The sequence below is a fragment of the Nocardioides sp. CER19 genome (assembly GCF_029846275.1).
In the GTDB taxonomy this organism is placed as follows: domain Bacteria; phylum Actinomycetota; class Actinomycetes; order Propionibacteriales; family Nocardioidaceae; genus Nocardioides.
Map to the genome: position 1 here is coordinate 269222 of NZ_JARVWS010000001.1, position 25501 is coordinate 294722.

Below are 25501 nucleotides of genomic sequence, written 5' to 3' on the forward strand. Positions count from 1 at the left end.
TCCTGGGCAACCAGGGCGGCGTTCCTGCTTTTCGGGGCGGTTCTTCACAACTCGGGATAAACCTGTGGACGAATCACAAGCATGTGATTCGTCCACAGGTGTGTGCACAGGGTGTGCATTTTCACGCCGATTCGCGGCTGTTCACGTTGGCGCGCGACCCGCCGAGGGGTCGCGCGAACGACAGTCGAGCAGCCCGCACACACCGGTGGGCGGCGGGCACCCGCGCGTACCCCTCAATTGGGTACGGCGGCCGGGCTCGGGCTCAGACGAGGGCGGCGGTCCGCAGAGCGATCGTGACCGCGATGGCGACGGCGACCAGCCCCATCCCGCCCCACTGGATCTGCCGGCGGCGCTTGCGCGGCGCCCACACGATGACGGCGGAGACGAGCACGCCGCCGATGAAGCCGCCGAGGTGGCCCTGCCAGGAGATGTTGGGCACCGAGAGGGTCAGCACCGCGTTGATGGCGATCCACACCAGGATCGACGAGGCGTTCGTGCGGGTGCGCACCGCGACGACCAGCAGCGCGCCCATGAGGCCGAAGATCGCGCCCGAGGCACCGACGGTCGGCGTGTAGAGGGGGGCGGTCGCGTAGACGAGAGCCGAACCGGCCAAGCCGGAGAGGAGGTAGAGCGCGAGGAAGCGCGCTCGGCCGAAGAGCTGCTCGACCTGCGGACCGAGCACCCACAGGGCGAGCATGTTGAAGCCGATGTGCAGCACCTCGACGTGCGTGAAGGTGCTGGTGATGAGCTGCCAGTAGGCGCCGTCACTGACCCCCGGGTGATAGGTCCCGGCGTGCGCGGTGCACGTCTCGCGGGAGACGTCGAAGCCGGCCGGTCCGATCTCGCACAGCCCGCTGGGGCGCAGCTCTAGGTAGGACAGCAGCCTGCTGCTGTTACGGCCCGTGACCATCACCAGGAGCCACACGACGGCGTTGATCCCGATGAGCACCATCGTCACGAAGCCGGGGGCGGACGGGCGCAGGCCGCCGTACGTCGTCCGGACCGGACGCTGCGTGCTGCGCCCCTCCTTCACGCACTCGGGGCACTGGAACCCGACCGACGCAGCGGTCATGCAGTCGGGGCAGATCGGGCGCTCACACCGCTGGCAGCGGATGTGAGCCTCGCGGTCGGGGTGCCGGTAGCAGGTCGGCACCCCGGCCGCGGAGGACTCCGTCACTGTGGGGCCGCGTCAGACGATCTCGACGGACTCGATGACGACGGCGTCCTTCGGACGGTCGCCCGGGCCGGTCGCCGTGGTGGCGATGGCGTCGACGACGTCGCGGGAGGACTGGTCGGCGACCTCGCCGAAGATCGTGTGCTTGAAGTTCAGCCACGACGTGGCGCCGACGGTGATGAAGAACTGCGAGCCGTTGGTGCCCGGGCCGGCGTTGGCCATCGCGAGCAGGTAGGGCTTGTCGAAGACGAGCTCGGGGTGCGGCTCGTCCTTGAAGGTGTAGCCCGGGCCGCCGGTGCCGGTGCCGAGCGGGCAGCCACCCTGGATCATGAAGCCCTCGATGACGCGGTGGAAGGTGAGGCCGTCGTAGAACGGGCCGGTCTTGCCGTTGCCGGCGTCGTACGCCTTCTCCCCGGTGGCCAGGCCGACGAAGTTCGCGACCGTCTCCGGCGCGTGGTTCGGGAACAGGTTGAGGGTGATGTCACCCCGGTTGGTGTGGAGGATGGCCTGCTGGTCCGCCATGACTGTCCTTCTCTGATGTGGGTACTGCTGATTGAGTGCGGGTCGATCCTCGCACGCCTGCCCAATGCCCACGACGTCAGGAGGCCCCACGATGACCAGGCAGACAACGCTCCTCGAGCGCGCCACCGACCGGACCACCGATGCGGTGGAGATCGCGGTCGAGGCGGCACAGGAGTTCATCGAGAACACGGCCAAGCCGTTCGTGGAGAACACGGCCAAGCCGGCGATCCAGGGAGCGGCCGCCAAGACGGCCCCGATCGTCGCCGCGGGCGCCGGCATCGCGGCCGAGCGCGCGACGCAGGCCAAGCAGTTCGCCGAGGCGAAGTCTCAGGAGCTGACCGGCCACCCGAAGAAGAAGCGCAAGGGCCGCAAGCTGCTCATGTTCGCCCTGCTCGGCGGCCTGCTCGGCGCCGCGGCCGTGCTGGCTCGCAAGTTCATGGGTGACTCCGGTGAGTGGACGTCGGCCGGGCCGGCCTCGACGCCCGACAGCCCCGGCGAGACGCTCTACACCGACGAGCCGGTCGACGACCTGACCACGCCGGTCAACAAGCCGCCCTACAGCCCGAGCTGACCCGAGCTGACCCGAGCTGCCGAGCCTCAGACGGTCGCGAGCTCCGGGTGGTCCGCCTGCACACGGCGGATCGCCCGGAACTCCGCCCAGAAGCTGGCGATGGGGATCGTGCCGCAGATGAGCGTCACGATCGTGAAGGGCAGGTCCCATCCCGCCTTCCGCGACAGGATGAACGTCGTGACGAGGTAGACCATGTAGAGCCACCCGTGGGCGACGCCGACGTTCTGGGAGATCCAGCGGCCGGCGTCGTGCGCGGAGGTGCCGTCGGCCGCGAACAGGTCCATCGGCAGTCCGACCAGCACGAGGACGATGAGCAGGACCCCGACGACCGTCGCGATCACCTTGTAGAAGTTGAGCGTGCCCTTCACGTCCCTGAGGGTACGGCGTCCGCCTGAGCGTCCTTCTCAGGGGCCGGTCGAGTGACGTCCAGCATGTGACGCCACCAGATGTAGATGACGAACCCGCCGAAGACCCACCACTCGAGGCCGTAGAGGAAGTTGCGCAGCCCGGTCGTGGTCCCGGCGTCGGGCAGCTGCTCGACGGTGGCCGCCTGGAGGCCGGCCCCGGGCTGGCGGTCGATCACGAAACCGCCGTAGAGGTCCTGGTCGACGTGCTGGATGACGTCGGCGATCCGCAGCTGCGGGAGGACGTCGTCGGTCGGGTCGTCGTCGACGACGCCCTGGTCGCCCTCCGGCGGCTGCAGCCAGCCCGTGAGGTCGACCGATCCCGTCGGCGGGGCCGGCGCGTCCGCGGGGCTCTGCACCCATCCCCGCACCACCGGCATGGCCGGCTTGCCCGGACCCCCGACCGCGACCGGGGTGACCACCCAGTAGCCGTCGACGCCGTGGTGCCGGCGACCGCTGATGTAGAGCGTGCCGTCGGGCACCCAGTCGCCGCTGATCTCGACCGGGTGGCCGACCATCAGGCCCGGGAACGGGTCGTCGGGCCCCATGACGTCGCCGAGCGGCTTGACCGCTGCCTTCGTGGCGTCCTGCTTCTCCGCCGTGCGGTGGTCCTGCCACACGCCCAGCTGCCAGAGGCCGAGCCCGACCGTGCCGGCCAGCAGCACCAGTGCCAGCAGGTGAGCTCCCCACAGACGCGGGGACCAGATCTTCGGCGGCACGCCTGTCAGGGTACGTCCGGGCAGGTCAGGACGCGCAGACGGCGAGAGTCGCCCGGGTGTGATGTCCGCCGCGGTCCCCTCGGAGACGCCGCGAGGCCCTCGTCCGCGGGACGAGGGCCTCGTGCGAGTGAGTGGAGCGTAGGGGACTCGAACCCCTAACCCCCTGCTTGCAAAGCAGGTGCGCTACCAATTGCGCCAACGCCCCTGATGCAGTCAGGCCTGGTGGGTGGGACTGACGGTGTCGGTGGCCTCCGCCCACTGGGCCCGCTCGGCGTTGCTCTTGTCGAGCTGCTTCTTGGCGAGCACGGCGCCGGCGGCTGCGAGTGCGATCAGGATCAGCTTCTTCACTGTCGTCTCCTTGTGAAAAGCCCCGGTCCGCTGTCGCGTCCGGGGCTTGTTCCGTGGGCCTAGGAGGACTTGAACCTCCGACCCCCACATTATCAGTGTGGTGCTCTAACCGTCTGAGCTATAGGCCCGGGTGGCTGCCGGGTGGAAGCCCCGACGGCCGATGGCAGACATTACCCGAGCGGCCGAGCGGCCGCCAAAACGGCGGGACGTCAGACGTTCCGGCGGCCAGGCCGACCGGCTCGTACGACGTCCCGGCGCCGGTCAGCGGTCTTCGGTCAGGGTGACGTCGATGCCGCCGAGCAGCGCCGCCGCCATGTTGTAGAGGAACGCGCCGAGCGTGGCGACAGCGGTCATCAGGACCACGTCGATCACCGCGACGATCATCGTGAAGCCCATGACGCGCGACATGCCGACGTAGTCGGTGACGTCGAACGAGCCGGCGTCCTGGCCGCCGACGATGTCCTGGACCGTCTGGTTGATCGAGTCCCAGACGCCGGCGGCGCCGAGCACCGACCAGACGATGAAGACCGACACGATGGTCACCACGCCGAGCGCGATGGACAGCAGGAACGACGTCTTCATGACCGACCACGGGTCGATCCGGGTCAGCCGCAGCCGGGCCCGCCGCGGGGGACGGGCCCCCTGGCGACTCCGCTGTGGCGGCGTCGATCCGGTGTTCGCCGCGCGGAACTCGTCCGCCGCGGCGCTCAGTCTGTCCTTGACCTGCTGGGCGAACCCCGGGCGTACGGCGGTGTCGTCGTCGCGCTGCTGCGCGGGACGCCCGCCCACCCGAGTGGCGGTTCGCTCGCCGGGACGCTCAGGCATCCTCACTCCTCCGTGTCGTCGGCTGTCTCAGCCGCACCTGCGGCGTCGGCCGCATCGATTGTTGCATCCGCGTCCACATCGACCTTCGGAGCGGCGCCCGGCTCGCGGGACGCATCGGCCACGGCCGCGGCCAGCTCCTCGTCCATCTCCTCCTCGCGGGTCTCCACCGAGCGGGCCACCACGGCGACCGAGTCACCGTTCTTCGGCGACACGAACTTCACGCCCATGGTGGAGCGGCCCTTCGCCGGGAAGTCGGCGTCGATGGGCGAGCGGACGACCTGTCCGTTGGTCGTGATGGAGAGGATCTCGTCGCCGTCCTTGACGATGAACGCACCGGCGAGCACGCCGCGCTTCTCGTCGGTCAGCTGCATGGCGCGTACGCCGAGACCGCCACGGTTCGTGATGCGGTACTCCGAGATCCGCGACCGCTTGGCGAAGCCGCCGTCGGTGATCGTGAAGACGTACTGCACGTCCTCGTCGGACTCCTCGTGCGCCGCGTCGGCGGCGCGGATGATCGACATCGACAGCACCGCGTCGCCGTCGCGGAACTTCATGCCCGTGACGCCGGAGGTCGCGCGGCCCATCGGCCGCAGCTGCTCGTCGCTCGCGACGAACCGCACCGCCTGGCCCTTCCGCGAGACCAGCAGGATGTGGTCGTCGGGGTTGACCAGCTCGGCGCCGACCAGCTCGTCGTCGTCCTCGCGGAAGTTGATCGCGATGACGCCGGCCTGGCGCGGCGAGTTGTAGTCGGCCAGTCGGGTCTTCTTGACCAGGCCGCTCCGCGTCGCGAGGACGAGGTAGGGCGCCTGCTCGTAGTCGCGGATCGCCAGCACCTGGGCGATCGACTCGTCCGACTGGAACGACAGCAGACCGGCCACGTGCCCGCCCTTGGCGTCACGTGCCGCCTCGGGGAGGTTGTAGGCCTTGGTCCGGTAGACCCGCCCGGCGGTGGTGAAGAACAGCAGCCAGTGGTGGTTGGTCGTGGCGATGAAGTGCTCGACGACGTCGTCGCCGCGCAGCGTCGCACCGCGCACGCCCTTGCCGCCGCGCTTCTGCGAGCGGTACTGGTCGGCGCGGGTCCGCTTGGCGTAGCCACCGCGGGTGATGGAGACGACCAGCTCCTCGTCGGGGATGAGGTCCTCCATGGAGAGGTCCCCGTCGGCCGCGATGATCTGCGTGCGTCGGTCGTTGCCGAACTTCTCGACGATGCCGTCGAGCTCCTCGACGACGATGGCCCGCTGGCGCTCCGGCTTGGCGAGGATGTCCTTGAAGTCGGCGATCCGGACCTCGAACTCGGCCAGCTCGTCGATGATCCGCTGGCGCTGCAGGGCGGCCAGCTGGCGCAGCTGCATGCCGAGGATCGCCTCGGCCTGCAGCTCGTCGATGTCGAGGAGCTGGATGAGGCCCTCGCGGGCCTCGGCCACGTCGGGCGAGCGGCGGATGAGCGCGATGACCTCGTCGAGCATGTCGAGCGCCTTGACGAGACCGCGCAGGATGTGGGCCCGCTCCTCGGCCTTGCGCAGGCGGTACGCCGTGCGCCGCTGGATCACGTCGATCTGGTGCGCGACCCAGTGCGAGATGAACGCGTCGATCGGCAGGGTCCGCGGCACGCCGTCGACCAGCGCCAGCATGTTGGCGCTGAAGTTGGTCTGCAGCTCGGTGTGCTTGAGCAGGTTGTTGAGGACGACGCGAGCCACGGCGTCGCGCTTGAGCACGACGACGATCCGCTGACCGACCCGCGAGGAGGTCTCGTTGCGGACGTCAGCGATGCCCTGGACCCGGCCGGAGTCGGCCAGCTCGGCGATCTTCACGATCAGGTTGTCCGGGTTGACCATGTAGGGCAGCTCGGTGATGACGAGCATCGTGCGGCCCGACTTGTCCTCGTCGACCTCGATGATCGCGCGCTGGGTGATGGAGCCGCGACCGGTGCGGTAGGCCTGCTCGATGCCCGAGCGGCCCACGATGAGCGCGCCGTTGGGGAAGTCGGGACCCTTGATCCGCTCGATGAGCGCTTCCTGCAGCTCCTCGCGGGTCGCCTCCGGGTGCTCGAGCGACCACTTCGCGCCCTCGGCCACCTCGCGCAGGTTGTGCGGCGGGATGTTGGTCGCCATGCCGACCGCGATGCCGGCGCTGCCGTTGACCAGCAGGTTGGGGAACCGCGCCGGCAGGATCGTCGGCTCCTGGGTCTTGCCGTCGTAGTTGGCGGTCATCTCGACGGTGTCCTCGTCGATGTCCCGCACCATCTCCATGGCGAGCGGCGCCATGCGGCACTCCGTGTAGCGCATGGCCGCGGCCGGGTCGTTGCCCGGCGAGCCGAAGTTGCCCTGGCCCTGCACGAGCGGCGCCCGCATCACCCACGGCTGCGCGAGGCGCACGAGGGTGTCGTAGATCGCCGAGTCGCCGTGCGGGTGGTAGTTACCCATGACGTCGCCGACGACGCGGGCGCACTTGTTGAAGCCGCGGTCGGGCCGGTAGCCGCCGTCGTACATCGCGTAGAGCACGCGACGGTGCACGGGCTTGAGCCCGTCGCGTACGTCGGGCAGGGCCCGGCCGACGATGACGGCCATGGCGTAGTCGATGTAGGACTGCTGCATCGACTGCTGGAGCTCGACCGGCTGGACCCGGCCTCCGGCCGGGGGAGTGGGAGTCTCAGTCATCAGATATCGAGGAACCTAACGTCCTTGGCGTTGCGCTGGATGAAGGAGCGACGCATCTCGACGTCCTCACCCATCAGGATCGAGAAGATCTCGTCGGCGTGGGCGGCGTCCTCCAGGGTGACCTGGAGCAGCACGCGGTTGTCGGGGTCGAGCGTGGTCTCCCACAGCTCGTCGGCGTTCATCTCGCCCAGACCCTTGTAGCGCTGGATCGGCGCTTCCTTGGGCAGCTTCTTGCCCTGGGCCTGCCCGTCGCGTACGACGGCGTCGCGCTCCGCGTCGGAGAAGACGAACTCGTGCTCGGCCGGCTTGTTCCACTTGATGCGGTAGAGCGGCGGCTGTGCGAGGTAGACGTGGCCGGCCTCGATCAGCGGCTTCATGAAGCGGAACAGCAGCGTGAGGAGCAGCGTGTTGATGTGGTGGCCGTCGACGTCGGCGTCGGCCATCAGCACGATCTTGTGGTAGCGCAGCTTGGCGATGTCGAACTCGTCGTGCACCCCGGTGCCGAGCGCCGAGATGATCGCCTGCACCTCCTGGTTGGCGAGCACCTTGTCGAGGCGGGCCTTCTCGACGTTGAGGATCTTGCCGCGGATCGGGAGGATCGCCTGGATGCGGTTCTCCCGGCCCATGACGGCCGAGCCGCCGGCGGAGTCACCCTCGACGATGAAGATCTCGCACTCTTCGGGGTTGTTGGAGCTGCAGTCGCGCAGCTTGCCGGGCAGGCCGCCGCCACCGAGGATGCCCTTGCGGTTGCGGGCGAGGTCGCGTGCCTTGCGGGCCGCGATGCGGGCGGTCGCCGCGGCCTGCGCCTTGCGGATGACCTCCTTGCCCTCGGCCGGGTGCTGCTCGAGCCAGGCGCCGAGCTCGTCGTTGACGACGCCCTGGGTGAAGCCCTTCGCCTCGGTGTTGCCAAGCTTGGCCTTGGTCTGGCCCTCGAACTGCGGCTCGCCGATCTTGAGGCTGATGATCGCCGTGAGGCCCTCGCGGATGTCGTCACCCGTGAGGCGGTCCTCCTTCTTCTTGATCAGGTTCCACTCCTCGCCCCAGCGGTTCATCAGGCTGGTGAGCGCGGCGCGGAAGCCCTCCTCGTGGGTGCCGCCCTCGGGAGTGTTGATCGTGTTGGCGAAGGTGTGCACGGCCTCGTTGTAGGACGACGCCTGCCACTGCATCGCGAGCTCGAGGCTCATCGGGTTCCGAGCGTTGCCGGCGGTCTCGGCCTCGAAGTGGATGACCGGGGAGACCGGCGTCTTCCGCTTGTTGAGGTACTCGACGTAGTCGGCGAGCCCGTTCTCGTACTTGAAGATCTGCTCGAGGATCTTGTGGCCGCCCTCCTCGGCCGCGTGGACCTCGGAGGCGCCGTCGATCTCGACGGTCTCGTCGGCGACGGCCTCGGCGATCTCCTCGGTCTCGGGCCGCTCGTCGCGCAACACGATCTGCAGGCCCTTGTTGAGGAACGCCATCTCGCGGAAGCGGGTCGAGATCGTCTCGAGGTTGTACTCGACGGTCTCGAAGATGTCGGGCGAGGCCCACCACGTGACGGTCGTGCCGGTGCGCTCGCCGTCCTCGAGGGGGCGGACCTGCCGGAGCGGGTAGTCGGGCGTGCCGAGCGAGAACTCCTGCTCCCAGAGGAAGCCGCGGTTCTTCACCTGCAGGTGAAGACGCGTCGAGAGCGCGTTGACCACCGACGAGCCGACACCGTGGAGTCCACCGGAGACCTTGTAGCCGCCGCCGCCGAACTTGCCGCCGGCGTGCAGCACGGTGAGCGCGAGCGTCGCTGCCGGGAGCTCCTGGCCGGGTGCAGTGTCGGTCGGGATGCCGCGACCGTTGTCCTCGACGCTCACCGAGCCGTCGGGGTTCAGGGTCACGAGGATGTTGTCGCAGTATCCGGCCAGCGCCTCGTCCACCGCGTTGTCGACGATCTCCCAGATCAGGTGGTGGAGACCTCGCGCGCCGGTGGAGCCGATGTACATGCCCGGCCGCTTGCGCACAGCCTCGAGACCTTCGAGGACCTGGATCGCGGAGGCGTCGTACTCCACCTGAAGGGGGGTGGTGGGGGTGGGCTGGATGTCGGCGGTCTCGTCGGCTTCGCTCACGGCCCTATGTTACCGGTTGGAAGGCCGGAATCCACGATGCTGCCTTCCGGAGGGGGACATCTGGGGAGGAAAGGTGCCCCGAGACGCCGCATAAGCGGGGCTGCGAGCGCCGTACGGGGAGACGGATGGGTCCCGGTACCGTCGTGCGGACGTCAGAAGGGCAGAGACACCGCGACGACACCGCGACGACACCGCGATCAGCCGTAGGTGTCCCGTGGGCCCCGACCGTCCCGTGAGGAGAGTCGGCCCTTCTTCCATGACGGCCCGTGCGGGCCGAGCACCTCGATGGCGGTGACGGTGCCGTGACCGAGCTCCTCGTTGAGCCGGCGGACCACCGTCGGCCCGAGCAGCCGCAGCTGGGTCGCCCAGGCGGTGGAGTCGGTGCGGACCACCAGCCGGCCCTCGCCGAACGACTCCGGCGTCGCGTGGTCGGCGATCTCGGAGCCGACGATGTCGGACCACCGGCCGAAGACGCCGTGCACGCGGAGGTCGAGCTCCCACCCGTGGTCGGCGACCAGCCGGCCCAGGGTCGCGTCGAGGAGCTGGGGGTCGCGGTCGTCGGGGTGGCTGCCGCTCACCCGGCCGCGCGCGGGCGGCTGGTCCCGGCGCCGCTTGCGGGTGACCTTGCGCGTCGACGAGCCGGCCGTCGCACGCATCAGCGCGCGGGCCAGGTCGAGCCCGTCGGCGGCCGGCGTCTCGTCGTCGGCGTCCGCGTCCCCACGAGCCGTCTCGGGCAGGTCGGGTGCGTCGTCGTCAGTCATCGCTGGTCACCTCCCCGCCGGACACGAGGTAGCGGGTGCCACGGAGCGCCTCGGGTACGTCGGCGCCGACCGCCGCCGTGACGAGCACCTGCTCGGCGCCGGCCACCAGCGCCGCGAGCTGCTCGCGTCGCTCGCTGTCGAGCTCGGCGAAGACGTCGTCGAGGATCAGGATCGGGTCGTCGCCGTCGGCCCGGAGCAGGTCGTAGGACGCGAGCCGGAGGGCGAGCGCGAAGGACCACGACTCCCCGTGCGACGCGAAGCCCTTCACCGGGAGGTGTTGGTCACCGGCGCCGATGGTGAGCAGCAGGTCGTCGCGGTGGGGTCCCACGAGCGAGACCCCGCGGTCGAGCTCGTCACGCTGGCGCCGGGCGAGCTCGGTGTGGATCGCCTTCTCCAGCTCCGGCTGCGTGGTCGCGCCCTCGAGGTCGAACGACGGCCGGTAGGCGATCTCCGCGTCGTCGCGGGACGCGCCGCGGGCGACGGTCTCGTAGGCCTTGCCGACGTACGGCCGGAGCGCGTCGGTGAGGGCGAGCCGCTCGGCGAGGATCTCGGCGCCGGTGCGCGCGAGGTGGTCGTCCCAGACGGCGAGCGTCGCGAGCACCGAGTCCTGGCCGCCGCGGCCGCCGGCCCGGCCGCTCTTGAGGAGCGAGTTGCGCTGCTTGAGGACGCGGTCGTAGTCGGCGCGCGCGCCTGCGAGGCGCGGCGTGCGCAGCACCATCAGGTCGTCGAGGAAGCGCCGTCGCTCGCCGGGGTCGCCCTTGACGAGGGCGAGGTCCTCGGGCGAGAAGACGACGGTGCGCACCAGCCCGACCAGCTCGCGGGTGCGCGGCAGCGGCGACCGGTTGATCCGAGCGCGGTTGGCCCGGCCCGGGTTGATCTCGACCTCGAGGATCGCGGTGCGGCTGTCCTTGACGACGGCCGCCCGAACCACCGCCTGGTCGGCGCCGGCCCTGACGAGTGGGGCGTCGGAGGCGACCCGGTGCGACTGCAGCCGCGAGAGGTAGTCGATCGCCTCGACGAGGTTGGTCTTTCCCTGGCCGTTGCGGCCGACGAACGCGGTCGCGCCCGGCCCGAGCTCGACGTCGGCGCTCTCGTAGGACCTGAAGTCGTGGAGGGTCAGGTGCGAGACGTGCACGACTCCTCCTCCCCGAACGCCGGTCCGGAGGCAACTCTAAGCGGGAGCGGGGACGACGCCGTGCTCGGCCAGCAGCTTCTCCAGCTGGTCGTGCCCGTCACGCAGGTGCCAGTGGATGCCGGCCATCCCGACCTCGCGGGCGCCGTCGACGTTCGGCTCCACGTCGTCGACGAAGAGGACCTGCTCGGGCGGCGCGCCGATCAGCTCCAATGCCCTGCGGAAGTACGCCGGGTCGGGCTTGGCCAGCCCGAGCTCGGCCGAGTAGCAGGACACGTCGAAGAGGTCGTCGTACCCGAGCTCCTCGCGCATGTACGCCGCCCGGCGCAGGCTCTGGTTGGTGCCCAGGTGCACCCCGAACCCCGCGGCCCGCAGCCGGCGCACCAGGTCGAGACTCGCCGGCACCGGCTCGATGCGGTGCCAGACGGACTCGAAGACCTCGTCCGGCGAGGCCGTCACGCCGTAGCGGTCGAGGACCTCGCCGAGCACCTCGACGGCGTCGCGCTCGCCCCGGATCGCGGGCTTCTCGGCGGCGAACATCTCCTCCAGGAACACGTTCGCGCGTACGCCGAGCCACTCCTCGAACGCGGACTCCCACCCACCGGGCCGGTGCTGCAGGACGCCGTCCGCGTCGAGGAGGACGTGTCGGATGCCGTTGGCCGACAGGGCGATCAGGCCTCCGACTCGGAGATGACGGCGTGGCCACCGAAGCCGTTGCGCATTGCGGCGATCGCCTTCATCGCCACGTCGTCCTCCTGGCGGGAGACGAAGCGGGCGAAGAGCGACGCGGAGATGGCCGGCATCGGGACCGCATTGTCGATCGCGGCCTGGACGGTCCAGCGGCCCTCGCCCGAGTCCTCGGCGTAGCCCCTGATCTTGTCCAGGTGCTCGTCGGCGCGGAGCTGGTCGACGAGGAGGTCGAGCAGCCAGGAGCGGACGACCGTTCCGGTGCGCCACGACGCGAAGATCTCGGGCACGTTCTGGACGATGTCGACCTTGTCGAGCAGCTCCCAGCCCTCGGCGTAGGCCTGCATCATCGCGTACTCGATGCCGTTGTGGACCATCTTGGCGAAGTGGCCGGCACCGGCCGTCTCGCCGCAGTGGACCAGGCCGTCGTCGGTGCCCTCGGGCTTGAGCGCCTCGAGAGCGGGCATGACCTTCTCGGCCTCGGTGGCCTTGCCGCCGTACATCAGCGCGTAGCCGTTCTGGAGGCCCCACACGCCACCGGAGACGCCGCAGTCGACGAAGCCGATGCCCTTCTCGCCGAGCGAGGCGGCGTTGAGGGCGTCGTCGGTGTACTTGCTGTTGCCGCCGTCGACGACGAGGTCGCCCTCGTCGAGGATCTCCTTGAGCTCGGCGATGGTCGACCGGGTCGGCTCGCCCGCCGGCACCATCACCCAGACGACGGTCGGGCCGTCACCCAGCTTCCGCAGCTGCTCGACCATGTCGGACAGGCTGCTCGAGTCGGTCAGGTCTTGGTTGCGGTCATAACCGACGACGGTGTGGCCGGCGTTGCGCAGACGCGTGCGCATGTTGCCGCCCATCTTCCCGAGGCCGACGAGTCCGATGTGCATGGCGATCCTCTCGTGGTTGGTCCCGATCTCCCTGGTGCCCACTTGGGGCCGAGATCAGGACAGCAGGCGACGCGGCATCAGCAGGTAGCGGAACCCGGGGTCCGCGTCGGCGGCCGAGCCGCTGAGGACGACGGGCTTCGATGCCTGCGTGAACGCGAGCTCGACGGTGGGCTGGTCGATGGCGGTGAGACCGTCGAGCAGGAACTGGGGGTTGAAGCCGGTGGTCAGCTCCTCGCCCTGGATGTCGGCCTCGATCGACTCCGAGGCCTGGGCCTCCTCGCCGGACCCGGCGTCGAGGGTCAGCACGCCGTCGGAGAACTTCAGCTGCACTGCGGTGTTGCGCTCCGCGACCAGGGAGACCCGCTTGACCGACTCGACCAGCGCCGCCTTCTCGACGAGCGCCTTCGTGAGGTGCTCGTTGGGGAACAGGCTGCGCACCTTCGGGAACTCCCCGTCGAGCAGCCGGGTCGTGGTCCGTCGTACGCCGCCCGCTGCGGCGCCCTCGAAGCCGATGATGCCCTCGCCGGCACCGCCGGTCGACAGGGCGATCGTGACCTCGCTGCCGTTGGTCAGCGACTTGGCGGTGTCGGCGAGCACCTTCGCGGGGACGAGCGCGGCGAGCGTCTCGTCGGGGGTGCTCGGGTTCCACTCGAGCTCGCGGATGGAGAGCCGGAAGCGGTCCGTCGCGAGCAGCGAGATCGTGGAGCCGTCGATCTCCAGCCGGACGCCGGTGAGCACCGGCAGCATGTCGTCACGGCCTGCGGCGGTCACGGCCTGGGACACGGCGTGGGCGAAGACGTCACTCTTGACGGTGCCGGCCGCGGTCGGCATCTCGGGCAGCGTGGGGTAGTCCTCGACCGGCATGGTCTGGAGGCTGAAGCGCGCCGAGCCGCAGGTCAGGCTCGCGCGGGCACCGTCGAGGGTGAGCTCGACCGGCTTCGCCGGCAGGCTGCGGACGATGTCGGCGAGCAGCCGGCCGCTGACGAGCGCCTTGCCCTCGTCGGAGACCTCGGCGGACAGCGTGGCGCGGGCCGACGTCTCGTAGTCGAAGGTCGACAGCACCAGGCCCTCGTCGCTCGCCTCGATGAGGAGTCCGGAGAGAACGGGAGTGCTCGGCCGGACGGGCAGGCTGCGGGCAGCCCAGGCGACGGCATCCGCGAACACGTCGCGGTCGACGCGGAACTTCACGATGTGTGGTCCTTCTTGCTCGGGCGTGGGTGGTGCTCCAGGCGTGGGATCTGAATCCTGCCACGCGATGGGGACGCTCGGCACGGGCGGGTGAAAGGAAGGCTCACAAGTTGTCGTTCGCGGGCTGTTGTCCCCAGGAAAGGGGCGTTGTGGGTTTTCACGGAGGATCGATCAGGATGTAGGTCCGACGGAGTCATAGGGTCCGTGGAAACTGTGGAGAACCGACGTCGTTGCAGGTCGCGGGCCGGAACGGTGCGCACAGGGCATGTGGATTCGGTCGTGGAGAGACGACGGGTCGTGTGAGCGGCGTGGTCGCTGTGTGGGTTCCTCCCGGGCTCGTCCTCAGATCCTCCCCGTGTAATTCCGACTGTTCGGCCCTCGAACTACACAAGTCTCGTGATGTCGCGCGGGAAGACGGAAGTCCCCCGCGAGCTGGGTCGCGGGGGACTTCGAACACGGTTGCCGTCGGGGGCCTAGGTCTGGCGCGCCTGCAGCTTCACGCGGTTGGTGAGCTCGCTGACCTGGTTGAAGACGGCGCGGCGCTCGGCGAGCAGCTGGTTGATCTTCCGCTCGGCGTACATGACGGTCGTGTGGTCGCGGTTGCCGAACTGCGCGCCGATCTTGGGCAGCGACATGTCGGTGAGCTCGCGGCACAGGTACATCGCGATCTGACGCGCCATGACGAGGTGCCGGCCGCGCGACGGCCCGGTGAGCTCGTCGATGGACAGCCCGAAGTAGGCGGCCGTCTGGGCGATGATGAGGCCAGCGGTGATCTCCGGCTCGCCGCCCTCGGGGATGAGGTCCTTGAGGACGATCTCGGCCAGGGTCATGTCGACCTCCTGGCGGTTGAGGTTCGCGAACGCCGTGACCCGGATCAGCGCACCCTCGAGCTCGCGGATGTTGGTCTGGATCTTCGTGGCGATGAACTCGAGCACGTCCGGCGGCGCGGTCAGCCGGTCCATGGCCGCCTTCTTGCGGAGGATCGCGATGCGGGTCTCGACGTCGGGCGGCTGGACGTCGGTGATCAGGCCCCACTCGAACCGGTTGCGCAGCCGGTCCTCCAGAGCCTCGAGCCGCTTCGGTGCGCGGTCGGAGGTGAGCACGATCTGCTTGTTGGCGTTGTGGAGCGTGTTGAACGTGTGGAAGAACTCCTCCTGCGTCTGGGTCTTGCCCTCCAGGAACTGGATGTCGTCGATGAGCAGCACGTCGACGTCGCGGTAGCGGCGCTTGAACCGGTCCTGCCGGTCGTCGCGGATCGCGTTGATGAACTCGTTCGTGAACTCCTCCGAGCTCACGTAGCGCACCTTCGCCCCGTTGTAGAGGCTGCGGACGTAGTGGCCGATGGCGTGGAGGAGGTGGGTCTTGCCCAGCCCGGACTCCCCGTAGACCAGCAGCGGGTTGTAGGCCTTGCCGGGTGCCTCGCTGACGGCCACGGCCGCGGCGTGCGGGAAGCGGTTCGACGAGCCGATGACGAAGGTCTCGAAGGTGTACTTCGGGTTGAGCCTGGTCTCGAGCGCGCTCGGCCGGGCGTCTCCCCCTGGCGGCGGGGTCGACGGCACCGCGCCCAGATCGGGCATTGTCGACATATCGACTTGTGGACTTGACGAGCTGCCGAGCTGCTCGTCGAGCGGGGCCTGCGGTGCCGTCGGCGCCTCCATGGAGACGATCGGCTGGATCTCCAGCTCGGGGTTCACCGTGACGGCGATCCTGACCTCGCGGGCCAGCTCTCGGCTCAGCGCGTCCTCGAGGTCCTTGCGGAGTGCACCCTCGAGCCGGTTGCGCGTGAAGTCGTTGGGGACGGCGATGATCGCGGTGTCACCGTGGATGGCGACGGGCTGGCTGGTCCGCACCCAGGCCTGCTGGCTGGGCTGGAGCTCGCGGACCACGGCCGACCACGCTGACTCCAGCGACGCCTCGCCGGAGTCGCTCGCCGACCCCTCTGGTCCTGTCGTCGCCGGCTCCGGAGCTGACGTGTCGTCCACGCTGGTCAGCCTTCCCTGTCAGGAGTCGCAGGCGTCGGTACGACGGCCGCGATCGATCGTGGTCGTGATGGTCTCCACAAGTTTGTCCACAAGCTGTGAACCCGACTCGCACTGTGTGGACCGAGCCGGACCGAGACACGGCGCCGATCGGGATCCTCGGACATCTTCGCAGGTCAGAGCGGTTTCCGAGTGATCTTCCGGCTGCTCCCCCCGCGGAAGCGTCCGAGGTTTCTCGGCGACGGCAGGGAACCTCGGTACCTGAGGAAACTAACCCTCGCGGCTGGTTCCGAGCAACCCGTTGTCCACAGGCCACGACGATCGTCCCGCGGGTACTGTCCGAAGGAGTGACCGGGAGGGTCGCCGTGGTTTGACCCTGTGAGTTGCCACCGCGTACCGTTGGGCGGTCGCCGGTAGCAGAAAAGAGCGTCGACCGACGCCGCATGTCCACGGAACCCCGATGCCTCGGGGCTCGACCGCGGGCGGGCGGTGCCAGCCGACCGGGTCGATCCACCGTGGTCTGCACAGTGGATCACGGTGCTGCCGACTGTTGCCGGGCGACACGCCAACCCGATCCACCGAAGGAATTCTCGTGAGCAAGCGTACGTACCAGCCGAACAACCGTCGTCGCGCCAAGACGCACGGCTTCCGCCTGCGCATGCGCACCCGCGCCGGCCGCGCGATCCTTGGGGCTCGCCGCCGCAAGGGCCGCAAGACCCTCGCCGTCTGAGTCGGCCCGGTCCCCCGCTGACCCTCGCGTCGGCGCACTGCTGTGCTGGCCCGTGCTCACCGGCTCACCGACGCCGCTGACTTCGCCTCAGCGGTTCGCGGTGGCCGCCGCGCGGGCAGCCGCACGCTGGTCCTCCACCTCGAGAGCCTCGAGGGTGAAGGACCGGTGCGCGTCGGCTTCGTCGTCAGCAAGGCCGTGGGACCGGCGGTGACCCGCAACCGCGTGAAGCGGCGACTTCGACACCTGGCCCGGGAGCAGCTCTCCGTCACGGAGACGCCGCTCCCGGGCTCTGCTGTGCTCGTGGTCCGGGCGCTCCCGGCGGCTGCCGGCGCCGACTACGAGGAACTACGCGCTGACCTGGCTCGTTGCTGGGAGCGGGTGACCTCGTGATCGATCCGGTGAAATACCTGCTCATCGGCCTGCTGAAGGCCTACCGGCTGCTGATCAGCCCGCTCTACGGACAGGTGTGCCGCTACCACCCGAGCTGCTCGGCGTACGCGCTGGAGGCGGTTCAGGTGCACGGCAGCCTGCGAGGGAGCTGGCTGGCCGTACGCCGGGTCGGGCGCTGTCACCCCTGGGCCGCTGGCGGCTACGACCCGGTCCCCGCCCCTCGACCTTCCCGTGTGCGCACGGGCACGTCCCACTGACCCCGTTAGGAGCCCTGACCTCGTGGGAGATCTGCTGAGCACCATCGGCACCCCGCTCTATTACGCCATCTCGGCGATCTGGTTGGCCTGGCACCGGCTCTTCGCCCTGCTGCCGATCTCGTCGGGATGGGCGTGGACGCTGGCGATCATCGGCCTCACGGTCACGATCCGGGCGCTGCTGATCCCGCTGTTCGTCAAGCAGATCAAGTCCAGCCGCAACATGCAGCTCATCCAGCCGAAGGTGAAGGAGCTGCAGAAGAAGTACGGCCACGACCGTGAGCGTCTCGCCCAGGAGACGATGAAGCTCTACAAGGAGACGGGCACGAACCCGTTCGCCTCGTGCCTGCCGCTCATCCTGCAGATGCCGATCTTCCTCTCGCTGTTCCACCTGCTGCGCAACGCCGCGAACGGCGAGGCCAAGGGCTTCCTGACGACGGCCGACGCGAAGGAGATCCAGAACGGCGAGATCTTCGGCGCGAAGATCTCCGAGTCGCTGACCAACCACACCACGACGAACGTCGTGGTCCTCGCGATCATCCTGGTGATCGCGATGACGGCGACGACCTTCACCACGCAGCGTCAGCTGATGAGCAAGAACATGCCGACCGACGCGATGAGCGGTCCGTACGCCCAGCAGCAGAAGCTGCTGCTCTACGTGCTCCCGATCGTCTTCGCCGTCGGTGGTATCGCGTTCCCGATCGGTCTGATGCTCTACTGGACGACCTCGAACATCTGGACGATGGGCCAGCAGTTCTACGTCATCCGCAACAACCCCGCGCCGGGCACTCCTGCCGCGAAGGCCAAGGAGGAGCGCGACCGGGCGAAGGCCGCCCGTCACGGCGTCGTCGCCGTGGACGGTCCTCCCGCGACCGACGTCCCCGAGGCCGATCGCCGGCCCGCCCAGCGCCAGCAGCCGAAGCGCCAGTCGCGCGAGCAGCGCAAGTCTTCCCGCCCGAACCAGCCGAAGAAGGACGACAACCCATGACCGAGGAGATCACCGACCCCACCGGCCACGACGCCGACCGCGTGAAGCAGCTCGAGCAGGAGGGCGACATCGCCGCCGACTACCTGGAGGAGCTGCTGGACATCGCCGACCTCGACGGTGATCTGGACATGGACGTCGAGGGCGACCGTGCGGCCGTGTCGATCGTCGGCGCTGAGCTCTCGCAGCTCGTGGGGCGGGATGGTGAGGTCCTCGACGCGCTCCAGGAGCTGACCCGCCTCGCCGTCTACCGCGAGACCGGCGAGCGCTCGCGGCTGATGCTGGACATCTCGGGCTTCCGCGCCGACAAGCGCACGGCGCTCGAGAAGGTCGCTGCGGAGACCGTGGAGAAGGTCAACGCGACGGGTGCGCCCGTCGCGCTCGACCCGATGTCGCCGTTCGAGCGCAAGGTCGTCCACGACGCCGTCGCCAGCGCGGGCCTGACGTCCTCGTCCGAGGGCGTCGAGCCGCGGCGCTACGTGGTCGTCCAGCCGGCCTGACGGCCTCGTTTCACGTGAAACCCCCGGCTTGCGGCCGGCCCGTTTCACGTGAAACATCGACCACGATGACTGACCAGACAGACCACGGAGCACCCTCCCTGCCCCCGGCGATGCCGGACACGGCAGGGAGGGTGTTTCCTCTTGAGCGGCTGCCACTCGCCGAGCGGTACGGCGGCTGGCTCGCGGACGACGGCGTCGTCCGTGGCCTAATCGGGCCCCGGGAGGTCGATCGGCTGTGGGACCGCCACATCCTCAACTGTGCGGCTCTCGCGGCTGCCCTCCCGGAGAGCGGGACCGTCGCCGACGTCGGGTCGGGCGCCGGACTGCCCGGGCTGGTGGTGGCGATCGTCCGTCCGTCGCTCGAGGTGACCCTCATCGAGCCGCTCTTGCGCCGGACCACGTTCCTCAGCGAAGTCGTCGCCGACCTGGGCCTGGCGAACGTCGAGGTGGTCCGCGGGCGTGCCGACGCGCTGCACGGTCACCGCACCTTCGACGTGGTGACCTCCCGTGCCGTCGCTCCCCTGGGCCGACTGCTCGAGTGGTCCATGCCGCTCGTCGCGCCGACAGGTGCGCTCGTCGCCATGAAGGGCTCGGGGATCGCCGCTGAGATCGAGGAGGCGCGACCGGTGCTGGACAAGCTCGGCTGTGCCGAGCCCTCGATCTCCGAGCTCGGATCCGGCCTGGTGGAGTCGACGACCTTGTGCGTCCGGGTGGCCTGGGCAGATCCGGCGAAGGTATCTTTGCCCTCTGCTCGGCGGCCGACGGGCTCGGCGAAGAAGAAGCGTAGACAACGAGACCGGAGGCGGAACGCGTGACCGACGGGGACCAGCGCAACATCGGCCAGCCGGAGTTTTCCACCGGTGGAACCGTGCCCTCTGAGCGTGAATATCCACAGAACGGTGTGTCTCATCCACAGGATGGCAATGCAGGCGCGGACGATGTTTCACGTGAAACACGGACCGGGACGACGTTCCAGGTGAAGACCGCGGCCGACCTCGCGGCGTTCTCCGTGGACCTCGCTGACAGCGAGACTCCCCTCGCGCGGGCAGCAGAGAACAGCGTCCTGGCGCGCATCGGATCCCAGAACCGGCCGGCGATCCCGCGACCGGTGGCGACCCGGATCTTCGTGGTCGCGAACCAGAAGGGTGGCGTCGGCAAGACGACGTCGACCGTCAACGTGGCTGCGGCACTCGCCCAGCTGGGCCAGCGGGTGCTCGTCATCGACCTGGACCCGCAGGGCAATGCCTCGACGGCGCTGAGCATCGAACACTTCCAGGGGACGCCGGGCACCTACGAGCTCCTCGTCGACGGCTCCCCCCTGGAGGACGTCGTCGTCCCCTCCCCCGAGATCGCCGGGCTGGACGTCGTACCCGCCACGATCGACCTCGCCGGCGCAGAGATCGAGCTCGTCAGCGTCGTCGCGCGTGAGAGTCGGCTGCAGAGGGCCCTGAGCGCCCACGCGCGGGTCGGCGCCGCCGACGAGGCGGGCGAGGACCGCTGGGACTACGTCTTCATCGACTGCCCGCCGTCGCTGGGGCTGCTGACCATCAACGCGCTCGTCGCGGGCGCCGAGCTGCTCATCCCGATCCAGGCTGAGTACTACGCCCTCGAGGGACTCGGCCAGCTGCTCAAGACCGTCGACATGGTGCGGGCCCACCTCAACCCCGAGCTCGCCGTGTCGACCATCCTGGTCACCATGTACGACGCCCGCACGCGACTGGCGTCGGGGGTGGCCGAGGAGGTCAAGGCGCACTTCGGCGACCAGGTGCTGCGCACCTACATCCCCCGTTCGGTGCGCGTCTCGGAGGCGCCGTCGTACGGCCAGACGGTGATGACCTACGATCCCGGGTCACCGGGCGCGCTCAGCTATCTGGAGGCGGCCCGTGAGATCGCCTCGAACGGAGTGAGCAGATGAACAAGCCTGCGGCCAAGCGCGGCCTCGGTCGAGGGCTAGGATCGCTCATTCCCACGGCCCCGGTTGTCAACCAGGACGTCCGGGATCCGGACTTTGCCCCAGGATCGACGAACAGCCACACCGCGGACCCCGGGTCCATCGCCCCCACGAACGGCCGCCAGATCGAAGAATCGGTGCTGGCGCCCGTCGAGGGGGCTCATTTCGCCGAGATCCCGGTCGGGTCGATCCGACCGAACGCGGTCAACCCGCGCCAGGTCTTCGACGAGGAAGCCATGGCCGAGCTGGTCCACTCGATCAAGGAAGTGGGCCTCCTCCAGCCGGTCGTCGTGCGCAAGACGGGCGACGACGACTACGAGCTCGTCATGGGCGAGCGTCGGTGGCGCGCGACCCAGCAGGCAGGGCTCGACACGATCCCCGCGATCGTGCGCGAGACCGACGACACGGCGATGCTGCGCGACGCGCTGCTGGAGAACCTCCACCGCGCCCAGCTCAACCCCCTCGAGGAGGCGTCGGCTTACCAGCAGCTCCTCGAGGACTTCGAGTGCACGCACGATGAGCTCGCGAGCCGGATCGGTCGCTCGCGTCCGCAGATCAGCAACACCATCCGCCTGCTCAAGCTCTCCCCCGCCGTCCAGCGCCGGGTGGCTGCCGGCGTACTGTCCGCCGGCCACGCCCGGTCCCTGCTCGCCGTCGAGGATGCAGGGGTCCAGGACCGGCTGGCGCAGCGGGTCGTCGCGGAGGGCATCAGCGTCCGCGCGCTCGAGGAGATCGTGGCGGTCGGCGACGGCACCGACGGCAAGCCCCAGCGGACCGTGCGCGCCAAGCCGGTCGCCCCGGGCCTGGCGGAGATCTCCGACCGACTGGGTGACCGCCTCGAGACGCGGGTCAAGGTCGACCTGGGCCGGGCCAAGGGCAAGGTGACCATCGAGTTCGCGACGCTCGACGACCTGCGTCGGATCGTCGAGATCATCGACCCGCGCAACCGCACCGACCGCCCGATCTGACCCGCAGATCGATCTAGCGATAAGTCGGTTTGTCGACAAAGCGACGAATCGCCCTGCGGACGGAGTACCCGGTTCACCGGGTAGAACGGAACTCCCGGGGTGCCATGACGCCCCGGAAGTGACGGAGTACCCGGTGAACCGGGTACTCCGTCCCAGCGTCAGTGAACGTCGGTACCCGGGTTGTCGAGACCGGCGCCGAGACGCAACTCGCGGGTGTCGCCGAACGTGTCGAGCAGCTCGAGCTCGGCCTCGATGACGCCGGCGAGGCGACGTACACCCTCGCGGATCCGCTCGGGCGTCGGGTAGCAGTAGGACAGCCGCATCGACGACGAGCCGAAGCCGTCGGCGAAGAAGGCGGTGCCGGGCACGTACGCGACGCGGGCGGTCACGGCACGGGGAAGCATCGCCTTGGCGTTGACGCCCGGCGGCAGGGTGAGCCAGACATAGAAGCCGCCGTCGGGGACGTTCCAGCGGACCGACGCCGGCATCATGTCGGACAGGGCGCCGATCATCGCGTCGCGGCGCTCGCGGTACATCTCGCGGAACTGCTTGATCTGACCCTGCCAGTCGTGCACCGAGAGGTAGGCCGAGATCGCCATCTGGCTGAACTGCGGCGGGCACAGCGTCGCGCTCTCCTGCGCGAGCACCAGCTTCTCCCTGACCGAGTGCGGGGCGAGCGCCCAGCCGACGCGGAAGCCCGGCGCGAAGGTCTTCGAGAACGACCCGAGGTAGATGATGTTGTCGCTCTGCAGCGACCGCATCGCCGGGAGCGGGTCACGGTCGAAGCCGAGCAGGCCGTAGGGGTTGTCCTCGAGGATGAGGATGCCCTCCTCGGCGCAGATCTCGACGATCTCGTGGCGGCGCTCGACCGACAGCGTCACGCCGGCGGGGTTGTGGAAGTTCGGGATCGTGTAGAGGAACTTGATCGTCTTGCCGGCGGCCTTCGTCGCCCGGATGGCGTCGCGCAGCGCCTGCGGCACGAGACCGTCGGCGTCCATGTCGGCGTGGACGACCTCGCACTGGTAGCCCTTGAAGACGCCGAGGGCGCCGACGTACGACGGCGCCTCGCAGATGACCACGTCGCCGGGGTCGCAGAACACGCGCGTCACGAGGTCGACCGCCTGCTGCGAGCCGACCGTCACGACGACGTCGTCGGCGTGCGCTGCGATGCCCTCGAGCCGCATCACGTCGCAGATCTGCTCGCGCAGCTCGGGGACACCCTGACCGGAGCCGTACTGCATCGCCGTGGGGCCGTCGGTCGCGACCAGGTCGGCGATGGCACCACCGACGACGTCGAGCGGCAGGCCCGAGATGTTCGGCATGCCACCGGCCAGCGAGACCACCTCGGGCCGCGACGCCACCGCGAAGAGGGCGCGGATCTCGGAGGCGGTCATCCCTGCCGTGCGGGCTGCGTACCGGTCGACGTAGGGGTCGAGGACTGACGGTTGACGCGTGGGCACGGAGGATGGCAGAGATTCCATGATCCTCCTAGCATGAACGATGACCCGCGCCGACGTACACCGTCTCGGACAACGGTCGCGTCACATCTGCGCCGCCGGCAGGAGGACCAGGAGGGCATCGCGTGTCCCGGAAGGTTGCCAGGCTCACCCTCGACCGTTTCGAGGAGCTCCGTGCGCCCTGTCGCAGCTGCCTGTTCTGGGAGCTCGACCCCGTACGCCGGGCCCAGGTGTGCGACGGCGAGGAGACCGACGAGAAGGAGGCGTGGCTCTCCGGGGTCCTGCGTGAGTGGGGCTCGTGCGGACGGGTCGTCCTGGTCGACGACCGGCCGGTCGGCTACGTCGTCTACGCGCCCGAGGCGTTCGTGCCCGGCGCGGCGAGCTTCCCGACCGCGCCGATCTCCTCTGACGCCGTGCTGCTGACCACCGCGTGGGTGCACCCGGACCACCGCGGCGGGGGGCTCGGCCGGATGCTCATCCAGGGCATGGCCCGCGACCTCATCGAGCGCGGCGGGATCAGGGCGGTGGAGGCGTTCGGTGACCGCGGGTTCAGGAGCGGCGTCCACGGGCAGCGGTGCGCAGCACCCGAGCAGTTCCTCGCGCGGGTCGGCTTCAAGACCCACCGCGCACACCCGACGGCCCCGAGGCTGCGGATGGAGCTGAAGGGCGCCGTGCGGTGGCGCGAGGAGGTCGAGGGGGCGCTCGAGCGGCTGCTGGGGGTCGTACGGCCGAAGCAGCCGGCGCCGAAGGCGACCCGCGGGACCCCGAAGACGCCACTGCCCCAGCACCGTGAGGTGCCGGGGCAGTGAGAGGGTCTCGATGCCCTCGCCGAGCGGCTCGGGCCGGTCGACCAGCGATCAGGCGATGAACTCGGAGAGCTCGTTGAGGATCGCGGCCTTCGGGCGGGCACCGACGATGGACTTCACGACCTCGCCGCCCTGGTAGACGTTGATGGTCGGGATGCCGGTGACGCGGTAGTTCGACGGAGTGACCGGGTTCTCGTCGACGTTCATCTTGAGGAACGTCACCTTGTCGCCGTGCTGGCCGGCGATCTCGTCGAGGATCGGGGCGACCTGCTTGCACGGGCCGCACCACTCGGCCCAGAAGTCCACCAGGACGGGCTTGTCGGACTTGAGGACCGCGCTGTCGAACTCGGCGTCGGTCACGGCGGAGATGTTGTCAGCCACTTCGGGCCACCCTTCGGTGTCGGTTGAACGAAACGTCTGTGGAGAGAACCTACGGCGTACGTCGGGCATTCCCGGCCGACGTACGCCTGCGGCTCAGGCGTCGGCGAACGCCGCGTCGACCTCGGACTCCTCGGCGGCACGGCGGGCCGCGGCCGTCTCGTGCTCGAGGATCGCGAGGAACCGCTCGGCGTCGAGCGCCGCGGCGCAGCCGGAGCCCGCGGCGGTGATCGCCTGGCGGTAGGTGTGGTCGACCAGGTCGCCGGCGGCGAACACGCCGCGCAGGTTGGTCGCGGTCGAGCCCGTGTGCGTCAGGACGTAGCCCTCGGCGTCGAGGTCGACCTGGTCGGTCAGGAGCTCGGAGCGCGGCTCGTGACCGATCGCGATGAAGAGGCCGGTGGCCGGGAGCTCACGGGTCTCGCCGGTGATGGTGTCCCTCAGCGTGAGCGAGGTGAGCCGGTCGTCGCCGTTGATGCTGTCGACGACGCTGTTCCACTCGATCTCGAGCTTGGGGTCGGCGAAAGCGCGCTCCTGCATGATCTTGGAGGCGCGCAGCTCGTCGCGGCGGACGATGAGGGAGACCTTCGAGCCGAAGCGGGTGAGGAAGGTCGCCTCCTCGATGGCGGAGTCGCCACCGCCGACGACGGCGATGTGCTGCTCGCGGAAGAAGAAGCCGTCGCAGGTCGCGCACCAGGAGACGCCCTTGCCGGACAGCGCGTCCTCGTTGGGCAGGCCGAGCTTCTTGTAGCCCGAGCCCATCGCCAGGATGACGGCCTTGGCGTAGAACGTGCCGCCGTAGGTGACGACCTTCTTGACCTCCCCGGTCAGGTCGACCTCGATGACGTCGTCGGCGACGAGCTCGGCGCCGAAGCGCTCGGCCTGCGCGCGCATGTTCTCCATGAGCTCCGGGCCCATGATGCCGTCGCGGAAGCCGGGGAAGTTCTCGACCTCGGTGGTGTTCATCAGGGCGCCACCGGCGGTCACCGATCCCTCGAAGACGAGGGGCGCCAGCGACGCGCGGGCGGCGTACACGGCGGCCGTGTAGCCGGCCGGGCCGGACCCGATGATGATGACGTTGCGCGGCTCGGACTGGTCGGTCATTGCTCTCCTCGGTTGACTCCTTGGCTCCAACGGATCC

General features: G+C 69.4%; 27 protein-coding genes and 2 tRNA genes. 10 read left to right on the forward strand and 19 right to left on the reverse strand.

The genetic code is table 11. The features are described from left to right. Positions 1-262: 262 nt before the first annotated feature. Together QDS12_RS01385 and QDS12_RS01390 are read right to left on the reverse strand one after the other, a co-directional pair. On the reverse strand, positions 263-1177 hold the full coding sequence (locus QDS12_RS01385; protein WP_279876414.1) for a rhomboid family intramembrane serine protease: 915 nt from the start codon (positions 1175-1177) through the stop codon (positions 263-265). 12 nt (positions 1178-1189) lie between these two features. Continuing rightward, the gene (locus tag QDS12_RS01390; RefSeq protein WP_279876415.1) at positions 1190-1696 is read right to left on the reverse strand and encodes a peptidylprolyl isomerase; all 507 of its coding nucleotides are present in this window, start codon (positions 1694-1696) and stop codon (positions 1190-1192) included. A gap of 91 nt (positions 1697-1787) precedes the next feature. On the opposite strand from QDS12_RS01390, the gene QDS12_RS01395 reads away from it, so the two are divergent. Then, entirely contained in the window at positions 1788-2267 is a 480-nt protein-coding gene (locus tag QDS12_RS01395) for a hypothetical protein (protein ID WP_279876416.1), read from the forward strand. 26 nt (positions 2268-2293) lie between these two features. Here the strand turns inward: QDS12_RS01395 and QDS12_RS01400 are convergent, their stop codons facing one another. The 14 genes from QDS12_RS01400 to dnaA all read right to left on the reverse strand — a co-directional run bounded on the left by QDS12_RS01400 (position 2294) and on the right by dnaA (position 15872). Further along, positions 2294-2635 (reverse strand): DUF3817 domain-containing protein, encoded by a 342-nt coding sequence (locus tag QDS12_RS01400; protein ID WP_279876417.1) that lies wholly within the window; start codon positions 2633-2635, stop codon positions 2294-2296. Beyond that, positions 2632-3390, reverse strand: a complete 759-nt coding sequence (locus QDS12_RS01405) for an SURF1 family protein (RefSeq protein ID WP_279876418.1) — start codon at positions 3388-3390, stop codon at positions 2632-2634. The genes QDS12_RS01400 and QDS12_RS01405 overlap by 4 nt, the downstream gene beginning before the upstream one ends. 132 nt (positions 3391-3522) lie before the next feature. Further along, a tRNA-Ala gene (locus QDS12_RS01410) sits at positions 3523-3595 on the reverse strand. A gap of 8 nt (positions 3596-3603) precedes the next feature. Further along, positions 3604-3738, reverse strand: a complete 135-nt coding sequence (locus tag QDS12_RS01415) for a DLW-39 family protein (protein WP_279876419.1) — start codon at positions 3736-3738, stop codon at positions 3604-3606. Between the two features lie 54 nt (positions 3739-3792). Further along, a tRNA-Ile gene (locus QDS12_RS01420) sits at positions 3793-3866 on the reverse strand. A gap of 133 nt (positions 3867-3999) precedes the next feature. Continuing rightward, a complete protein-coding gene (locus QDS12_RS01425) occupies positions 4000-4563 on the reverse strand; it encodes a DUF3566 domain-containing protein (protein WP_279876420.1) in 564 nt (187 codons plus the stop codon). 2 nt (positions 4564-4565) lie between these two features. Further along, the gene (gyrA, locus tag QDS12_RS01430; RefSeq protein WP_279876421.1) at positions 4566-7220 is read right to left on the reverse strand and encodes a DNA gyrase subunit A; all 2655 of its coding nucleotides are present in this window, start codon (positions 7218-7220) and stop codon (positions 4566-4568) included. Then, a complete protein-coding gene (gyrB, locus tag QDS12_RS01435; RefSeq protein ID WP_279876422.1) occupies positions 7220-9310 on the reverse strand; it encodes a DNA topoisomerase (ATP-hydrolyzing) subunit B in 2091 nt (696 codons plus the stop codon). Before gyrB ends, gyrA begins: the two co-directional genes overlap by 1 nt. Positions 9311-9507: 197 nt before the next feature. Further along, complete coding sequence (locus QDS12_RS01440; RefSeq protein ID WP_279876423.1) at positions 9508-10071, reverse strand: DciA family protein; 564 nt, start codon at positions 10069-10071, stop codon at positions 9508-9510. Further along, the gene (recF, locus tag QDS12_RS01445) at positions 10064-11206 is read right to left on the reverse strand and encodes a DNA replication/repair protein RecF (protein ID WP_279876424.1); all 1143 of its coding nucleotides are present in this window, start codon (positions 11204-11206) and stop codon (positions 10064-10066) included. The genes QDS12_RS01440 and recF overlap by 8 nt, the downstream gene beginning before the upstream one ends. 36 nt (positions 11207-11242) lie before the next feature. Beyond that, the gene (locus tag QDS12_RS01450; protein WP_347882177.1) at positions 11243-11878 is read right to left on the reverse strand and encodes an HAD family phosphatase; all 636 of its coding nucleotides are present in this window, start codon (positions 11876-11878) and stop codon (positions 11243-11245) included. Continuing rightward, positions 11875-12777, reverse strand: coding sequence for a phosphogluconate dehydrogenase (NAD(+)-dependent, decarboxylating) (gene gnd / locus QDS12_RS01455; RefSeq protein ID WP_279876426.1), 903 nt, complete (start codon positions 12775-12777; stop codon positions 11875-11877). Before gnd ends, QDS12_RS01450 begins: the two co-directional genes overlap by 4 nt. Before the next feature lie 54 nt (positions 12778-12831). Continuing rightward, positions 12832-13965 (reverse strand): DNA polymerase III subunit beta, encoded by a 1134-nt coding sequence (gene dnaN, locus QDS12_RS01460; RefSeq protein WP_279876427.1) that lies wholly within the window; start codon positions 13963-13965, stop codon positions 12832-12834. Between the two features lie 473 nt (positions 13966-14438). Further along, complete coding sequence (gene dnaA, locus QDS12_RS01465; protein ID WP_279878445.1) at positions 14439-15872, reverse strand: chromosomal replication initiator protein DnaA; 1434 nt, start codon at positions 15870-15872, stop codon at positions 14439-14441. Positions 15873-16536: 664 nt separating this feature from the next. On the opposite strand from dnaA, the gene rpmH reads away from it, so the two are divergent. From rpmH to QDS12_RS01505, 8 genes are all read left to right on the forward strand, one after another. Next, positions 16537-16674: a 50S ribosomal protein L34 gene (gene rpmH / locus QDS12_RS01470; RefSeq protein ID WP_279876428.1), complete on the forward strand. Its 138-nt coding sequence runs from the start codon at positions 16537-16539 to the stop codon at positions 16672-16674. 42 nt (positions 16675-16716) lie between these two features. Then, positions 16717-17064: a ribonuclease P protein component gene (gene rnpA / locus QDS12_RS01475; RefSeq protein ID WP_279876429.1), complete on the forward strand. Its 348-nt coding sequence runs from the start codon at positions 16717-16719 to the stop codon at positions 17062-17064. After that, positions 17061-17321, forward strand: coding sequence for a membrane protein insertion efficiency factor YidD (gene yidD, locus QDS12_RS01480; protein ID WP_279876430.1), 261 nt, complete (start codon positions 17061-17063; stop codon positions 17319-17321). Before rnpA ends, yidD begins: the two co-directional genes overlap by 4 nt. Before the next feature lie 22 nt (positions 17322-17343). After that, positions 17344-18306 carry a membrane protein insertase YidC gene (gene yidC / locus QDS12_RS01485; RefSeq protein WP_279876431.1) on the forward strand — a complete coding sequence of 321 codons (963 nt, stop codon included), beginning with the start codon at positions 17344-17346 and terminating at the stop codon, positions 18304-18306. After that, positions 18303-18803, forward strand: a complete 501-nt coding sequence (locus tag QDS12_RS01490) for a R3H domain-containing nucleic acid-binding protein (protein ID WP_279876432.1) — start codon at positions 18303-18305, stop codon at positions 18801-18803. The genes yidC and QDS12_RS01490 overlap by 4 nt, the downstream gene beginning before the upstream one ends. 65 nt (positions 18804-18868) lie before the next feature. Then, positions 18869-19618, forward strand: a complete 750-nt coding sequence (gene rsmG, locus QDS12_RS01495; RefSeq protein WP_279876433.1) for a 16S rRNA (guanine(527)-N(7))-methyltransferase RsmG — start codon at positions 18869-18871, stop codon at positions 19616-19618. A 161-nt stretch (positions 19619-19779) separates the two neighbouring features. Then, positions 19780-20718: a ParA family protein gene (locus tag QDS12_RS01500; RefSeq protein WP_279876434.1), complete on the forward strand. Its 939-nt coding sequence runs from the start codon at positions 19780-19782 to the stop codon at positions 20716-20718. Then, complete coding sequence (locus QDS12_RS01505; protein ID WP_279876435.1) at positions 20715-21722, forward strand: ParB/RepB/Spo0J family partition protein; 1008 nt, start codon at positions 20715-20717, stop codon at positions 21720-21722. The genes QDS12_RS01500 and QDS12_RS01505 overlap by 4 nt, the downstream gene beginning before the upstream one ends. 158 nt (positions 21723-21880) lie before the next feature. On the opposite strand, the gene QDS12_RS01510 is transcribed toward QDS12_RS01505, so the two are convergent. Next, positions 21881-23203, reverse strand: coding sequence for a PLP-dependent aminotransferase family protein (locus QDS12_RS01510; RefSeq protein WP_279876436.1), 1323 nt, complete (start codon positions 23201-23203; stop codon positions 21881-21883). Between the two features lie 101 nt (positions 23204-23304). Between QDS12_RS01510 and QDS12_RS01515 the strand changes: the two genes are divergently transcribed. Further along, the gene (locus QDS12_RS01515) at positions 23305-23988 is read left to right on the forward strand and encodes a GNAT family N-acetyltransferase (RefSeq protein ID WP_279876437.1); all 684 of its coding nucleotides are present in this window, start codon (positions 23305-23307) and stop codon (positions 23986-23988) included. Positions 23989-24036: 48 nt separating this feature from the next. On the opposite strand, the gene trxA is transcribed toward QDS12_RS01515, so the two are convergent. Together trxA and trxB are read right to left on the reverse strand one after the other, a co-directional pair. Then, complete coding sequence (trxA, locus tag QDS12_RS01520) at positions 24037-24366, reverse strand: thioredoxin (RefSeq protein ID WP_279876438.1); 330 nt, start codon at positions 24364-24366, stop codon at positions 24037-24039. Positions 24367-24459: 93 nt separating this feature from the next. Beyond that, complete coding sequence (trxB, locus tag QDS12_RS01525) at positions 24460-25464, reverse strand: thioredoxin-disulfide reductase (protein WP_279876439.1); 1005 nt, start codon at positions 25462-25464, stop codon at positions 24460-24462. Between the last annotated feature and the right edge of the window lie 37 nt (positions 25465-25501).